Here is a 15,520-nt window from a genome sequence, read left to right as displayed (position 1 = left end):
CGCTACGCTCCCGGTATGACTCAGCCGCTCGTCCACCCGCCCAAGGCCCAGCCGGGCGACAGGATCGCCGTCGTCTCGCCGTCGTTCGCGGCTCCCGGCTTCGCGCCCGCGATGCACGAGCAGGCGATGCGCCGCCTGGCCGAGGTGACCGGACTGGTGCCGGTCGAGTACCCCACCACCCGGCAGCTCGGGGCGAGCGCCAAGGACCGGGCGCGGGACCTGAACGCGGCGTTCGCGGACCCGGAGATCCGTGCGGTGATCGCCACGGTGGGCGGGGAGGACCAGATCACCGTGATCGGCCACCTGGACGCGGACGCAGTGCGCGCGGACCCCAAGCCGTTCCTCGGCTACAGCGACAACACCAACCTCCACCAGTGGCTGTGGGCGAACGGCGTGGCGAGCTTCTACGGAGGCTCCACCCAGGTGCACCTGGGGCCGGGACCGGCTGTGGATGAGGTGCACGCCGCGTCCCTGCGGGCCGCCCTGCTGACGGGAGGGCGGCTGGAGATCACGGAGCCGGGGGAGTCGGAGGACCACGGCGTCGACTGGCTGGACCCGCGGGCGCTCACCGAGTTCGGGACGCGCGAGCCGGTGCCGGGCCCGCACGACGACGGCGCGCACGGCGTCGGCGCTGGCGCCTCACCGTGGCGCTGGGCCGGGCCGCGGCGTGCCGTGACTGGCCGGACGTGGGGCGGCTGCCTCGAGGTGCTGCCGTGGGTCGGGGAGGTGCGTCGGATGCTGCGCATCCTGGGGGAACGCGCTGTGCACGCCGTGCTGGCGGCCCGGCCGCCGACGAGCTCCTTCGAGGTGCCGCGCGGCGCGGTCGAGCGCGCGCGGCGGCGCAGGCCACTGGGCAGTACTCATCGGTCGTCTTTGGGAACTCCTCCACGTGCCCGGGTGGGGTGTCAGAATCAGCACCGTGAGCACTAACGACGAAGCGGTCGCAGGGCGTCTTCTTAGGCTGCCCGCGGGAACATATGAGCAGGTAGAAACCCTGCACGTGCGGCAGCAGCTGGCCGCCGCGCAGAATCTCGAGCCGGGGTTTGAACCACTCAGTGACACTGCTTTGCCCCATCAACTTGCCGTTCATGTCGGCGGTCTGCTTCGGCATGCGCTGACGCAGGCGAAAACGCCGGAGAAGCAGGTCGAGCTGGTACAACGCGTCATCGCAGCCTTGGGGGCGGACTATGCGCCTGATCTTCCGGTCTCAGAGCCCGGACGACCGGGACGACTGCGGACGCTCCAGGAGATCCGACCTGCCGCATCGCCCGTCAAGGAGCGACTGGCCCGGCCGGCGACGCCTCTCTCCGAGGTTGCCTTGCTGACGAACGCGGTGGGGGAACCCAGCATCGGCGCTGAGATTCGCGACGAACTAGCTGTAGGAGGGCATGACGTTGGGTCAAGTCCCTGGAAGTGGTGTAACCGTCTTCGAGGTTGTAGGGGGCTTGTACCTGTCAGGTCTGCAGGGTCGGCATCACCTCCGTGCTCATCACGGTCTCTTGCTCCGTGGTCAGGGGCTCACGGCACCGGGCGAGCAGTTCCAGGCCGAGATACCGGCGGCCTTCGGCCCATTCATCTGTCTGCTCGGCCAGCACGGCCCCGACCAGGCGCACCACGGCATCCCGGTTCGGGAAGATCCCCACCGAGTCCGTGCGGCGCCGGATCTCCCGGTTCAGCCGCTCGGCGGGGTTGTTCGACCAGATCTGGCACCACACGTCCCTCGGGAACGAGGTGAACGCGAGGATGTCCTGTCGAGCGGCGTCTAAGTGGGCGGCCACCGCGGGCAACCTGTCCTGCACGTAGTCCAACAGGCGCTCGAACTGGGCGTGCACGGCCGGCCCGTCGGGCTGGTCATACACGCTGTGCAGCATGGCCTTCACCGCCGGCCACATGCTCTTCGGGGTCACGGCCATCAGATTCGCCGCGTAATGGGTGCGGCAGCGTTGCCACACGGCCCCGGGCAGGTTCGCCGCCACTGCTTCCACGAGGCCGCTGAGCCGCCCCCTTCATTCGGTCCGGACGTTCTGTGAGTCGTCGGTTTCCATTTGATGGGTGCACTGCCGAGCGTACTCGGCTGGGGTTAGGTAGCCGAGCGAGGAGTGCCGGCGGTGGTGGTTGTACTCGTCCTTCCAGTCGCCGATGATGACCTGTGCGTGCAGCAGCGAGTAGAAGCTGTTGATGTTGAGGCACTCGTCGCGGATCCGGCTGTTGAACGACTCGACGTACCCGTTGCGCCACGGCGAGCCCGGAGGGATGTAGGACAGGCCGGTGCGGGTGCCGGCCCAGTCGGCCACCGCCTCGCTGATGAACTCCGGCCCGTTGTCCGACCTGAGCACCGCCGGGGCGCCCCGGGCGGCGACGAGGTCCTCGAGGTGGGCGGTGAGTCGGTCGGCGGTAATCGAGCGCTCCACGAGCCCGCCGATGCACTCCCGGGTGTGTTCGTCGACGATCGAGCAGATCTTGATCGGTCGCCCGTGCTCGTCGGCGTCGAACTGGAAGTCCACCGCCCACACCACGTTCGGCGCGTCCGCCGTCGGCGCGTCGACGGTCGAGGACCCGACGCGCTTGCGTCGACGCCGCTGCGGGACCCGGAGCCCTTCGTCACGCCACAGGCGTTGGATCTTCTTGTGGTTCACCACCCACCCCTCGGCGCGGGCGTCGTGATACGCCCGCCGATACCCGTAGCGGGGATGGTCCTTCGCCCAGGCGCGCAGCCACTCCCTGAGCGCCCGATCCGGGTCCGCGACCGTGTCGCCCTTGAGCGGTCGCCGGTACGCGGAGCGGCTCAGCCCGACCAGACGGCACGCCATCCGTTCGCTCACCCGCAACTTGCGCTTGAGGTGATCGACGGCGGCGCGGCGCCTGTCCGGGCTTAGAAGTTTCCCTCAGCCAGCTCCTTGAGCGCGGCCTTCTCCAGCTCCGCTTCCGCGAGCAGACGCTTCAGGGTCGCGTTCTGCTTCTCCAGCTCCTTCAGGCGCTTTGCGTCGTCGGCCTTGAGGCCGCCGTACTGGTTCCGCCACCGGTAGTACGTCTGCTCGGACACCCCGAGCTCCCGGCACACCGCCGCGACGTCCTGACCATCGGCGAGCATCCTGTCGGCCTGCCCGAGCTTACGGACGACCTGCTCGGGGGTGTGACGCTTCCTGCTGTTCGTCATGATCTGACCAGTCTCCCTGCCCGCGACCGCGGGCAACAGGACGACTCTCATAACGACTGGACCTACGAAACGGGGTCAGCCCACCGCGATGGGAGTCCGAGGTCACCAGTGCCACCCCGGCCAGCCCCCGGGCCACCAGATCCGCGAAGAACTCGTTCCACCCCGCCCCGGACTCCGTGGTGGCCACCCTCAGCCCGAGGACCTCGCGGCGCCCGTCCGCGTTGACCCCGGTGGCGACCATGGCCACCGCGTTGACCACACGCCCGCCCTCACGCACCTTCATGGTCAGGGCGTCGGCGGCGAGGAACACGAACGGGCCGGCCTCGCCCAGAGGCCGGTGGCGGAAAGCCTCGATGTGCTCGTCCAACTCCTGTGCCATCCGGCTGACCTGGGACTTCGAGAGCGAGTCGATGCCGAGCTGCCGTACGAGCTTGTCCATGCGCCGGGTCGAGACCCCGGCCAGGTAGCAGTCCGCGACCACGGTGATCAGTGCGGACTCGGCCCGTTTGCGGCGCTCGAGCAGCCATTCGGGGAAGTACGTGCCGGCCCGGAGTTTGGGGATGGCCACATCGATCGTGCCGGCGCGGGTGTCCAGGGGTCGGTGGCGGTAGCCGTTGCGCTGCGCTGTCCGATGTTCGGAGGGCTTGCCGTACTCGGCCCCGCAGACCGCGTCAGCGTCGGCGGAGAGCAGTGCGTTGATCACGGTCTGCAGCAGGTGGCGCAACAGATCGGGAGAGGCCTCCCCGAGAGCTTCGCGCAGCAGCCGTTCAGGGTCGACAATATGAGGAGCGGTCATCGTGGTGATGTCCTTTCGAGAGTGCTGTGGAAGGTTCGCTCGAAGGCTCCCACGGTGACCGCGTCCGTCTCGAAGATGGTCGTGGCCACCGGGGAGGGTTACACCACTATCCGGGACTCAACTATGACGTTGTTGACTCGGGCCGGTGCCAACGAGGTTGGCGGGGCGTCCCCGCAGGAGGTATGAGGCCGATGGTAGTTGTAGTGGTTCACCCACACCGCCAGGGCCTCACGCCGAGCCTGCTCTGAGGTGTAGGGGCGGGCGTAGATGACCTCATCGACCATCAGCCGGTTGTACCTCTCCACCTTCCCGTTATGGCGCGGGGTGTAGGGCCGGATCCGGTGATGCCGGCCCCCGAGCGAGACCACCTTCGCGGTGAAGTCCGCAGCCCGGTAGTTGTTTCCGTTGTCCGTGATCACCCGGTCCACGGTGATGCCGTGGGCGGCGAAGAACGCCCTCGCCCGGCAGTAGAAGCTCACGGTCGTGGCCGCCCGCTCGTCCTCCAACGCTTCGGTGTAGGCCAGCCGGGTGAACCCGTCGATCGCCGAGTGCAGGTAGGTGTAGCCGACCCGCCGGCCTGCACCACGCTTGGAAGCACGGCCTGCTTCACTTTCACGTCCGTGGGTGCGCCAACCGCCCCCGTCTGGGATCTTCCCGATCTTCTTCACATCCAGGTGCACCATGTGCCCCGGCCCTCTCGCGGTGATCTTCTGGGGTCGTTGGCGCAGGTCTTCTCCGGCCGGGGTCAGGTCCCGTAGGCGGGAGATCCCGAGTCGGTGCAGCCACCGTCCCACGGTACGAAGACACACCCGGTGGCCCTCGGAGACGAGGTGGTGATGGATGCGCCGTGCGGACCACTTGCGCTCCCGCCGCAGGGCGTGGATCTGGGCGACCAGGACCGGATCGAGCTGGGCAGGTGAACGGTGCGGCCGGCTGGGCAGGTCCTGAAGGCCGGCTTCTCCCTGGGCGCGGTAGCGGGCGACCCAGGTGGCCACCGTGGGCCGGCTCACCCGGAACTCGGCGGCCACGTGTGCCTGCGGGATCCCGTCGTGCAGGTGGCGGTGGACCATCCTGAGTCGGCCAGTGGGGGTCAGGGGTGCGTTAGCGTGAGTCATGAGTGGGTCTTCTCGGGCAGGTCGGTGGTGTAGGAACTTCCATCCTGCGGGAGAGGCCCACTCGTCTCATCTCAGCCCGTACCCCGTGGCAAGAACCTCATGACCCACAACAACTAGCCTCGGCCGACCGCGTCGATCTGTTGTGCGCGTTCGTGAAATGGCACGGGCTGCGCACTTTAGAGAAACAGTTGGCCTCTTTGGCTGAGCGCCAGGTGCCGTTCCGCGTCATCACGACGACCTACGTGGGGGCGACCGAACGGGCAGCACTGGATCGCATCGTGGGTGAGTTCGGCGGCGAGGTGCGCGTGAACTATACGACCGCCTCGACGCGCCTCCATGCAAAGGCATGGCTGTTCCACCGCGAGAGTGGCTGGAGCACGGCTTACGTTGGATCATCCAACCTATCCAAGGCCGCGATGCTGGACGGTTTGGAGTGGAATGTCCGGTTGTCCTCCATCGCGACTCCATCACTAGTCAGGAAGTTCCAGGCCACGTTCGACACGTACTGGGCCGACCCGGCGTTTGAGCCCTACGACCCGGAGCGGGACGCCGAGCGCCTCGACCGCGAACTGCGACAGGGATCATTCACAGACCGCGGGGACCGCATCGACCTCAGCGGTCTGGACGTACACCCGTATCCGCACCAGGCGAGGATGCTTGATGACCTCAACGCTGAGCGCGCGCGTGGTCATCACCGCAACCTGCTCGTCGCGGCCACCGGCACGGGCAAGACGGTGATAGCTGGCCTTGACTACCGGGACATGGCACTGCGTGCCGGTTCGCCCCCAACTCTTCTCTTTGTGGCGCACCGGGAAGAGATTTTGCGCCAGGCCCGGAAGACCTACCGCGCCATTTTGAACGACGGCACCTTCGGGGAGCTGTTCGTCGGGGGAGAGCATCCGTCGCAGTGGAAGCACGTGTTTGCGTCCGTTCAGTCCTTGGCTCGGCTAGGTGTCGCCACGTTGTCTCCGGACCTGTTCGATGTCGTCGTCATCGACGAGTTTCATCACGCCTCTGCGAGTTCCTACGAGGCACTCCTCCGCCATCTCAGGCCACGCGAGGTCCTCGGTCTGACGGCGACACCGGAACGCGCCGATGGGGTCAACGTCAAGGACCTGTTTGAAGGACGCATTGCCTCCGAAATGCGCCTCTGGGACGCGCTTGAGGCGGACATTCTTGTGCCCTTCCACTACTTCGCCGTGAACGACGACGTCGACCTTCGAGGAATCGAATGGCGTAATGGCCAGTACGACGTGGGTGCACTGGGTCGGATCTACACCGGCGACGAGGCCCGTGCTCGGAAGATTCTGGCGGCGCTCAGCGACAAGGTATCTGACCTCGATGCCATGAAGGCCCTGGGGTTCTGTGCCACGGTGGACCATGCTCACTTTATGGCCGAGGTGTTCAACCGCGCGAAGGTCCCGGCGGCCGTGGTGGTGGGGGACACCGGGTCAGAAGAACGAGCCGCTGCCTTCAGAGACCTCCGTGCTGGGACCCTGAAGGTGCTCTTCGGCGTCGATGTGTTCAATGAGGGGCTCGACATCCCTGAGGTCAACACGGTCCTTTTTCTTCGACCGACGCAGAGTGCCACGATCTTCCTCCAGCAGCTCGGACGAGGGCTCCGCCGCTCTCCCACCAAGAGCGTGCTGACAGCGCTAGATTTTGTGGGCCATCAGCGCAAAGAATTCCGTTTCGACCTCAAACTGCGCGCGCTGACGGGCAGTGGTCGGCGCCAGTTGATCGACGACGTTGAGGCAGGATTCCCCTACCTCCCGCCGGGATCGCAGATCGTGTTGGACCGGGTGGCGGAGGAAAACATCCTGGCCAATCTCAAGAATCAGGTGGGTTTGAAACTGTCGGACCTAGTCAGGGATGTGCGGGACCACGCCACTGCGGCGCGCGTCGGACTTGCCGACTATGCGCTGGCGCGGTACCTCGAGGAGGCCGGCCGTGGGCTGGAGGACGTGTACCGGCCAGGAAAATCGGGACGGAGCTGGAGTACCGTCAAAGACCTCGCGATGGGTAACCACCTCGGGGTCATCATGACTCCCGACGACCGTGGGATGACCCTCCGTGCTATCACGCTGCGCCACGTGGACGATGCCGAGCGGGCCGATGCGTACCGCCGGTTGCTCACAAATAATACACGCTATGAAGAGCTGACTCCGCAGGATCAGCAGTACGCGCGCATGCTGTATTTCACCCTCTTGCATGGGGCGGGGCCAGCCCCATTTTCCGATTTCGACGAAGCTTTCGACTGGGTTCGGGGGTTGCCCGCATTCGTGGAGGAGGTCGACCAGTTGCTCGACGTCGTCGTGTCGAGCGCCCGGACCGCTCCCGAGCACCTGCGGTTGGGGAAGCCGACGGCCCTCCGTAGCCATGCACACTATCGACGGACGGAGATTCTGGCCGGCCTGGACATCTCATCGTGGGAGCGCACGCAGTCGAGTCACCGGGAAGGCGTGGCCTTCTCCCCGGACTACAACACCGATGCTCTCCTCGTGACCCTTAAAAAGGATGCTCGGCAGTTCTCACCCAGCACGATGTACCGCGACTTTGCCGTCAGCCGGTCCGCATTCCACTGGGAGAGTCAGAACGTCACGACCGCTCGCTCCCCCACGGGCCAGCGCTACCTCAGCAAGGAGCACGGCGAGTCGCACACCCTAATGTTTGTTCGAGGGTCGGGTAGGGATGCGATTGGAGAGGGTGCTGCCTATCTGTGTCTGGGAACGGTGCAGTTCGCGGATTGGTCGGGCACAGAACGGCCGATGCAGATCACTTGGGCACTGGATCGCGAGATGCCTACCTCGGCGTACCAGGAAGCGAGGGCCGCTAGCTAGGGAGGGAGTGGGCGTCGAGTGTGACGGTCGTCGTGCGCGATAGGCGCGGGCGCGAGTTTTCCGGAGGTGTCCGGATCCCGAACGGAAACGGCCCGGGAGTCGCCCGGATCTCAAACGGAGGCGTTCGAGATCCGGGCCCACCGTCACCGCTTCCGGTAGAGCCCCTTCTTCTGGAACTTCGGCTCGCTCGTCACGAGCATCCCCAGGGACCGGAAGATGCCCTCGTCCACGGAGCCGAGGATCGTCGTCGTGTGCACGTCGCAGCCCTCGAGGCTCGCCAGCTGCTCGACGGCCGCCTTCGCGTTCTCGTCGGTCGCCGCGGACACGGACAGCGCGATCAGCACCTCGTCCGTGTGCAGCCGCGGGTTCTTGGAGCCCAGGTGCACGGTCTTGAGCGTCTGGATCGGCTCGATCGAGGCGGGGGAGAGCAGGTGCACGTCGTCCTCGATGCCGGCCAGCACCTTGAGGGCGTTAAGCAGCACCGCGGCGGAGCAGCCCAGCAGCTCCGAGGTCTTGCCGGTCACCAGGGTGCCGTCCGCCAGCTGCACGGCCGCGCCGGGCTCACCGGTGCGCTCGGCCACCAACTGTGCGGCACCCACCACCGGGCGGTCCTCCGAGCTCAGACCCAGCTTGGACATCACCAGGGCCACGCGCTCGGACTCGGTGTCGTCCGCGCCCTCCAGGGCCTCGTTGACCTGAGCCTTGTAGTAGCGCCGGATGATCTCCTGCTTCGCGGCCTCCTGGCACACCTCGTCGTCCACGATCGCCGCGCCGGCCATGTTCACGCCCATGTCCGTGGGGGACTTGTACGGGGTGGTGCCCGTGACCTTCTCCAGCAGCGCGGACAGCAGCGGGAACACCTCGACGTCGCGGTTGTAGCTCGTCACCCGCTCGCCGTACTCGGCCAGGTGGAACGGGTCGATCAGGTTGATGTCGTCCAGGTCCACGGTGGCGGCCTCGTAGGCGGCGTTCACCGGGTGCTCGAGCGGCAGGTTCCAGATGGGGAACGTCTCGAACTTCGCGTAGCCGGCCGGGATGCCCCGCTGCCGATCGTTGTACACCTGGCTCAGGCACGTCGCCAGCTTGCCGGAGCCCGGGCCGGGGGCCGTCACGACGACGAGGTCCCGCGTGGTCTCGGACCACTCGTTGGCGCCGAAGCCCTGCTCCGAGACGATCGTGGACATGGCGTGGGGGTAGCCGGGGATCACGCGGTGGCGGGCCACCTTCAGGCCGAGCCGCTCGAGCTTCTCGAGGAACGCCAGCGCGCGGTGGTTGGCGTCCTCCAGCTGCGTGACCACCACGTGCTCCACCAGGAACCCGCGCTCCCGGAACACGTCCACGAGGCGCAGGACGTCGTCCTCGTACGTGATGCCCAGGTCCGCGCGGACCTTGTTCCGCTCGAGGTCCTTGGCGTTGAAGCACACCAGGATCTCGGTCTCGTCCTTGATGCGGTCGAGCATCGCGATCTTGTTGTCCGGGGTGAAGCCGGGCAGGACGCGGGAGGCGTGCAGGTCGTCGAAGAGCTTGCCGCCCATCTCCAGGTACAGCTTCCCGCCGATCTGGCGGCGGCGTTCCTGGATGTGCTGGGACTGGAGTTCGATGTACTTCGCGCGGTCGAACCCGACGCGGTGGAGGGGGCCGGAGGCCGCGGCCTCCGTGGTGGTGCTGGCGGGGCGGGCGGTCTCATGCGTGCCGGTCATGGACTCTCAGCATAGACCTGTCCGCGGGGCGCGTGGCCCCGGCCCGGCGTCGGGCCCCCGCATCCCTCAGTCCCTCGGGTCCTCCGGGTCGTCCGCGATCCAGTCGTGCTCGGGGTCGTCGAAGCTGCGCGTGCGCCCGGTGCGCAGGTCGGTGACGTCCATGACGCCGGTGCCGCGGTCCAGGCGCACCTGCTGGTGTGAGGCGGGGTCGACGACGGTGATCGTCTGGGTCTGCGGGTCGTAGTCGTCCACCCGCACCTGGTCCTCGTACTCCTGCCGCGGTCCGTAGGACCCGTCCGCGTCGTCGTCGGGGAAGGCGGGGGCGCCGGGGGGGCGCAGCCGGCGCTCGAGGGTGCGCTCCACCCGGCGCGCGGCCGCCTCCTGCGCCTGCGTGGCCAGGCGCCGCAGACGTTCGAGGGACTCCTTGTCCTGGGAGATCTCCGCGCCGAAGAACCGCCACTGGTAGCGGTAGGCGATCATCCGCACCGCGAAGATCAGGAACGCGATGAGGAAGCCCGTGAACGCGTTGAGCGCGCCGTTCATCGCCACCACGGTCGCCAGCACCGCGCCCAGGAACGTGGGGAGCACGTAGACGCCGCGGGGGTCGAAGATGGAGGGCACCTCGTTGGCGACGATGTCCCGCAGCACGCCGCCGCCCAGCGCCGTGACCATCGCGATCACCACCGTGGACACCGGGTGCACGCCCATCGAGTGCGCCAGCAGCACACCGGACACCGTGAACAGGGCGAGACCGGCGGCGTCGAACAGGGTGATGGTCAGGTTCAGCCGGTTCGGGTGGATCACCTTGACGTACACGAGCAGGGACACCAGCACGGGCGGGGCCAGGTAGACCGGGTTCTCCAGGGACGCGGGCAGGCCGCGGTCCAGCAGGATGTCCCGCGTGAAGCCGCCGCCCAGGCCCGCCAGCAGGGACAGCGCCATCGAGCCCACCAGGTCGAACTGCTTGCGCGCCGCCAGCAGCGCCCCCGAGGTGGCGAAGAAGAAGATCCCGATCAGGTCCAGGGTCGTGAGCAGCCACGGGACGTCGGTGAGGGTGGCGAAGAACTGCTGCACGTCCACGGCGGCTCCTTCCGTCGGGTCCGGGGGGTCACCGGCCATTGTCCCGGGCGGCCCGCGCGGTGGCTCGTTTGTTCACCCGGGTGTCCCCGGAGGTGTGACGTCTTCGTCGGTTCCGGGCGTCTCCTCGTTCGCCGGGGGGCCGTCCTCACCGGGGTCGGCGGGCGGCCCGTCCCTGCCCTTGCGGTCGCGGATGTCCGGCACGGGCGGCTCGTCGTGCGGATCCAGGCGCTGGCGCTGGGTCACCCCCGAGATCTCGGCCCCCGGGGCGAGCCACTCCCTGCGCAGCGACACCACGCGCAGCACCAGCACGAGCACCATCACCGCCGCCGAGGTCAGCGGGTTCAGGAGCTCCGCCTGACCGAGGGCCGCCGTCGTGCCCGCGCCGAGGATGGCCGGCAGCGCGTACCAGCCGCGCCCGCCGAACACGGCGGGCGGTTCCCCGGCGACGACGTCGCGCAGGATGCCGCCGCCGACGGCGGTCACCAGGCCCAGCACTGCGGCGGCGACCGGGCTCAGGCCGGCGAGCAGGGCGATGCGCGTGCCCACCACGCAGTACACGGCCAGGCCGATGGCGTCGAAGGCCATGACGGCGTGGTGGCCGCGCTCGCCGTCGAAGATCCGGAGGAACACCGCCAGCGACGCGACCGCCGGCAGGATCAGGTACCAGGGGTTGTCGAAGGCCGCGGGCACGTCCCGTCCGACCACGAGGTCACGGACGACGCCGCCGCCCGTGCCCACCATGAGGGCCAGCAGCAGGGAGCCGACGATGTCGTAGCCCTTGCGCACGGCGAGCACCGCGCCCGAGATCGCGAAGAAGAACACGCCCACGAGATCCACGGCGGTGATCGCCGCGGTGATCGCGTCGGCGAGCTCGCCGTGCGCGTCGATCGGCTCGGGCACGTCCCGTTCGAGTTCGGCGGGGTCCTTGGGGGCGGCGGACAGCAGCCACACGGGGAGAAGTGGAAGCAGCACCCGCCCATCGTCCCCCGTCAGGCGGCCCGGGTCAGTCCTGCGCGGGGCCGAACTCCTTGGCCAGCTCCGCCGCCACGCCGGTGTACCCGGCCGGGGTCAGCTCCAGCAGGCGCGCCTGGGCCGCCTCCGACAGGCCGAGGCCCTGCACGAACTCGCGCATGCGCGCCCCGTCCACGCGGTGGCCGCGGGTCAGCTCCTTGAGGCGCTCGTAGGGGTTGTCCATGCCCTCGACGCCGGCGATCGCCTCGGCACGCATCACGGTCTGGACGGCCTCGCCGAGCACCTCCCAGTTCGTGTCGAGGTCCTCCGCCAGTACGGGCGCGGCGACCTGGAGCTGGCCCATGCCCTTGGTGACGTTGGTCAGGGCGAGCACCGAGTGGCCGAGGGCCACGCCGATGTTGCGCTGCGACGTCGAGTCCGTGAGGTCGCGCTGCCAACGGGACTCCACGAGGGTGGCGCCCAGCGAGTCGAGCAGGGCGCAGGAGAGCTCGAGGTTGGCCTCGGCGTTCTCGAAGCGGATCGGGTTCACCTTGTGCGGCATGGTGGAGGAGCCGGTCGCACCGGCCACGGGGATCTGCGCGAAGTAGCCGATGGAGATGTAGCTCCACACGTCCACGCAGAAGCCGTGGAGGATCCGGTTGAAGCGCGCGACGTCGGCGTACAGCTCCGCCTGCCAGTCGTGGGACTCGATCTGGGTGGTCAGCGGGTTCCAGGTGAGGCCGAGGTGCTCCACGAAGGACCGGGACAGGGCCGGCCAGTCCGCGTCCGGGGCGGCGGCGAGGTGGGCGGCGTAGGTGCCGGTGGCGCCGTTGATCTTGCCCAGGTACTCCTGGCCGGCGATGCGCCGGGTCTGGCGGGTCAGACGGTGCACGAACACGGCCATCTCCTTGCCCAGCGTGGTGGGCGTGGCCGGCTGGCCGTGCGTGCGGGAGAGCATGGGGGTCTCGGCGGCCTCGGCGGCCATCGCGGAGACGGTGGCCACGGCGGCGCGGGCGGCCGGCAGCCAGACCTGCTCGACGGCGTCGCGCACGCCCACCGCGTAGGCGAGGTTGTTGATGTCCTCGGAGGTGCACGCGAAGTGCACGAGCGGCTTCAGCCGGCCCAGACCCAGCCCCTCGAGGCGGTCGGCGATGAAGTACTCGACGGCCTTCACGTCGTGCACCGTGACCTTCTCGGTGGCCGCCAGCTCGGCCACGGACTCCGCGTCGAAGTCCGTGACGATCGCCCGCAGGCCCGCCTGCTGCTCGGCCGTGAGCGGCTCGAGACCCGGCAGCACACGGTGCTCGGCCAGGTGGATGAACCACTCGACCTCCACGTGGATGCGGTTGCGGTTCAGCGCCGCCTCGGACAGGTGCTCCACAAGCGGCTCCACCGCCGCACGGTAGCGGCCGTCCAGGGGGCCGAGGGCGATGCCGGCCTCGGCGAGGGAACGGCGGTGGGCGGTGGACGCGGGCTGTGAGGTCATGGCCCCCATTCTGGCAGGCGCCGCGGACGCCCGACGAAGGCGAGGGCCGGGTCCGTCCTCAGCCGTCCGTCGACGCCGGCCACCAGTCTCGCCGCAGCACCGCGAGTTGCACCGAGTCCCATCGCCGGCCCTCCCAGGAGCGCGCCTCGGGGATGCGGGCGACCTCGGTGTACCCGACGCGGACCGCCGACGCGATCATCCGCGCGTTGCCGGACCACGTGACCAGGCTCAGCAGGTGCGCGTCCGTCTCCGCGAACGACGCGTCCGACCACAGCGTGAGCGCCGCCCGCCCGACGCCGCGGCCCCACGTGGTCGGGTCGAACAACAGGATGCCGAGCTCCCACCAGCCCGCGCCCGCCGGATGCTGCTCCGTGCGGGTCACGAGACCGACGGGGGTGCCGTCCACCGTGACGACCCGGACGTCAGGGTCGCCGACGCGCCGGCGCGCGTGGTCGGCGTCGAAGTCCGCGCGGCTCGGCGGGGCGGCCGTGTCCGCGGCGTGGAAGTAGGGGGCGTCCCACGACTTCCACTCGGGGTCCTCGGCGCCGTGGATCCAGGTCCACAGGAAGTCGGCGTCGTCGGCGGCCACCGGGCGCAGCGCGACGTCGGTCCGGGGCGGGGCGTCCGCGCGCGTCCCTGAGGGGCGAGGGGTGGCGGGATCGAGATCAGTCATGGCGCCATCCTGCCCTCAGCCGCGACGGGGTGGCGAGTGCAACATGCGGACGCGCCCGGTGGCCCGGGGCGCGGTGGACCTACCGTGGCTGACGTCGCCGTCGCCCGGCGTCGGCATGCCGAGAGGGATGAGGAGACCGAGATGACGGAACGGACCGGGCAGGCCCACGAGGCCGGGACGATCGACCGGCTGATGGCCGGGTGGGTCGCCGACGTCGAGACCCCGGACGCCTGCGCCGCCCACCTGCTCTGCGACCGCTGGCCGGCCGACGCGGTGGCGTTCCGGTTCGTGGCGGAGGACATGTCCGCCGTCGACCTCACCTTCGGCGAGCTGGCCGACCGCTCGCGTCGCCTCGCCACCGGCCTCGCCGCCCGCGGCGTCACGCGCGGCGACCGGGTCCCCGTGATGATGTCCAAACGGGAGGAGCTCGTCATCACGCTGCTGGCCCTGTGGCGGCTCGGCGCCGTGCACGTGCCGCTGTTCACCGCGTTCGCCGCGGGCGCCGCCCGGATGCGCATCGAGGGCGCGGCGGCGCGGCTTGTCGTCGCCGAACCCCGCCAGGCCGAGAAGCTCACGGACATCCCGGGCATCGAGATCATCCGCACCGGCCCGGAGTGGGACGCGCTCGCGGACTCCGCGCCGCTGGCCGAGGACGTCGCCGTCGGCGGGGACGGGCCGATCGCCCTGCTGTTCACCTCCGGCACCACCGGCCGCCCCAAGGGGGTGCCTGTGCCGCTGCGCGCGGCCGCCGCGTTCGCCGTCTACCTCACGTGCGCGGTGGACCTGCGCCCCGAGGACCTGTTCTGGAACGCGGCCGACCACGGCTGGGCGTACGGGCTGTACTACGGGATCGTCGGCACGCTGGTGCTCGGGGCGACCTCGGTGCAGTACCGCGGCGCCTTCTCCCCGGCGACCATGGTCGAGGTGATCAGCTCGCAGGACGTCACGAACCTCGCCGGCGCCCCCACGATGTTCCGCGCGCTGGCCAAGGCCGGGGAGGTCACCGAGGACGCCCCGCTGCGGCTGCGGCGCGTGTCCACGGCGGGGGAGCCGCTGCCGCCGTCCGTGCTCGAGTGGGGCCGGGCGGCCCTCGGCACGGAGATCCGCGACCACTACGGCCAGACCGAGCTGGGCATGGTCATCTGCACCCCTGCGCACCCCGAGCTGGCCGCGCCGCCCCGCCCGGGTTCGATGGGTGTGCCCCTGCCGGGGATCGCCGCCGAGATCCGGGACGGGCAGATCGCGATCGACGCGGCCTCGCCCCTGTTCTGGTTCCCCGGCTACCTCGGGGAGCCGGAGAAGACCGCGGAGCGCTTCACCCCGGACGGGCGCTGGTACCTGACCGGGGACACCGCCCGGCAGGACGACGACGGCTGGTTCTTCTTCTCCTCCCGGGACGACGACGTGATCCTCGCCGCCGGGTACCGGATCGGCCCGTTCGACGTGGAGTCCGTGCTCATCGACCACCCGCGGGTGCAGGAGGTCGCCGTCGTCGGCCTGCCGGACCCGGAGGGGGTGCGCGGCGAGGAGGTCGTGGCGTTCGTGGTGCCCGCCGGGGCCGTCGCGGACCCGGACGCCCTGGCGGCCGAGCTGCAGGCGAAGGTCCGCGACGAGTACTCCAAGCACGCCTACCCGCGCCGGGTGCACTTCGTGGACCGGCTGCCCAAGACCCCCTCCGGCAAGCTGCAGCGGTTCGTGCTGCGCCAGGGTGCCGCCGACTGA

General features: G+C 69.4%; 10 protein-coding genes and 2 pseudogenes. 3 read left to right on the top strand and 9 right to left on the bottom strand.

All coding sequences use genetic code 11. The features are described 5' to 3' along the window. Positions 1-15: 15 nt before the first annotated feature. Positions 16-930 (top strand): LD-carboxypeptidase, encoded by a 915-nt coding sequence (locus AC0VX2_RS10460; RefSeq protein WP_136940117.1) that lies wholly within the window; start codon positions 16-18, stop codon positions 928-930. A 524-nt stretch (positions 931-1,454) separates the two neighbouring features. Here the strand turns inward: AC0VX2_RS10460 and AC0VX2_RS10455 are convergent. The 4 genes and pseudogenes from AC0VX2_RS10455 to AC0VX2_RS10440 form a co-directional block, all read right to left on the bottom strand. Then, positions 1,455-1,994 (bottom strand): annotated as a pseudogene (locus AC0VX2_RS10455) (transposase); the annotation flags it as partial. Positions 1,995-2,006: 12 nt separating this feature from the next. Then, a protein-coding gene (locus AC0VX2_RS10450; protein WP_122054391.1) for an IS3 family transposase occupies positions 2,007-3,157 on the bottom strand; the annotation gives its coding sequence in 2 pieces (ribosomal slippage) (positions 2,007-2,887 and positions 2,887-3,157; 1,152 coding nt in all). A gap of 82 nt (positions 3,158-3,239) precedes the next feature. Then, positions 3,240-3,953, bottom strand: a pseudogene (locus AC0VX2_RS10445) (IS256 family transposase); the annotation flags it as partial. 98 nt (positions 3,954-4,051) lie between these two features. Beyond that, positions 4,052-5,068, bottom strand: a complete 1,017-nt coding sequence (locus tag AC0VX2_RS10440; protein WP_475432582.1) for an IS481 family transposase — start codon at positions 5,066-5,068, stop codon at positions 4,052-4,054. 152 nt (positions 5,069-5,220) lie between these two features. Between AC0VX2_RS10440 and AC0VX2_RS10435 the strand changes: the two genes are divergently transcribed. Further along, the gene (locus AC0VX2_RS10435; RefSeq protein WP_240756421.1) at positions 5,221-7,908 is read left to right on the top strand and encodes a DUF3427 domain-containing protein; all 2,688 of its coding nucleotides are present in this window, start codon (positions 5,221-5,223) and stop codon (positions 7,906-7,908) included. Positions 7,909-8,051: 143 nt separating this feature from the next. Here AC0VX2_RS10435 and AC0VX2_RS10430 read toward each other — a convergent pair whose 3' ends face one another. The 5 genes from AC0VX2_RS10430 to AC0VX2_RS10410 all read right to left on the bottom strand — a co-directional run bounded on the left by AC0VX2_RS10430 (position 8,052) and on the right by AC0VX2_RS10410 (position 13,798). Beyond that, positions 8,052-9,608, bottom strand: coding sequence for a DUF1846 domain-containing protein (locus AC0VX2_RS10430; protein ID WP_002858124.1), 1,557 nt, complete (start codon positions 9,606-9,608; stop codon positions 8,052-8,054). Between the two features lie 66 nt (positions 9,609-9,674). Beyond that, the gene (locus tag AC0VX2_RS10425; RefSeq protein WP_060974179.1) at positions 9,675-10,688 is read right to left on the bottom strand and encodes a trimeric intracellular cation channel family protein; all 1,014 of its coding nucleotides are present in this window, start codon (positions 10,686-10,688) and stop codon (positions 9,675-9,677) included. Between the two features lie 72 nt (positions 10,689-10,760). Continuing rightward, complete coding sequence (locus AC0VX2_RS10420; RefSeq protein ID WP_060974178.1) at positions 10,761-11,660, bottom strand: trimeric intracellular cation channel family protein; 900 nt, start codon at positions 11,658-11,660, stop codon at positions 10,761-10,763. Between the two features lie 31 nt (positions 11,661-11,691). Then, positions 11,692-13,125, bottom strand: a complete 1,434-nt coding sequence (gene purB / locus AC0VX2_RS10415) for an adenylosuccinate lyase (protein WP_070708497.1) — start codon at positions 13,123-13,125, stop codon at positions 11,692-11,694. A 58-nt stretch (positions 13,126-13,183) separates the two neighbouring features. Continuing rightward, positions 13,184-13,798: a GNAT family N-acetyltransferase gene (locus AC0VX2_RS10410; RefSeq protein WP_010080080.1), complete on the bottom strand. Its 615-nt coding sequence runs from the start codon at positions 13,796-13,798 to the stop codon at positions 13,184-13,186. A gap of 141 nt (positions 13,799-13,939) precedes the next feature. On the opposite strand from AC0VX2_RS10410, the gene AC0VX2_RS10405 reads away from it, so the two are divergent. Then, on the top strand, positions 13,940-15,520 hold the full coding sequence (locus AC0VX2_RS10405; RefSeq protein ID WP_070708498.1) for an AMP-binding protein: 1,581 nt from the start codon (positions 13,940-13,942) through the stop codon (positions 15,518-15,520).

The sequence above is a fragment of the Micrococcus sp. iso_239 genome (genome assembly GCF_056173395.1).
This window is presented reverse-complemented; position numbering and strand designations above follow the sequence as displayed.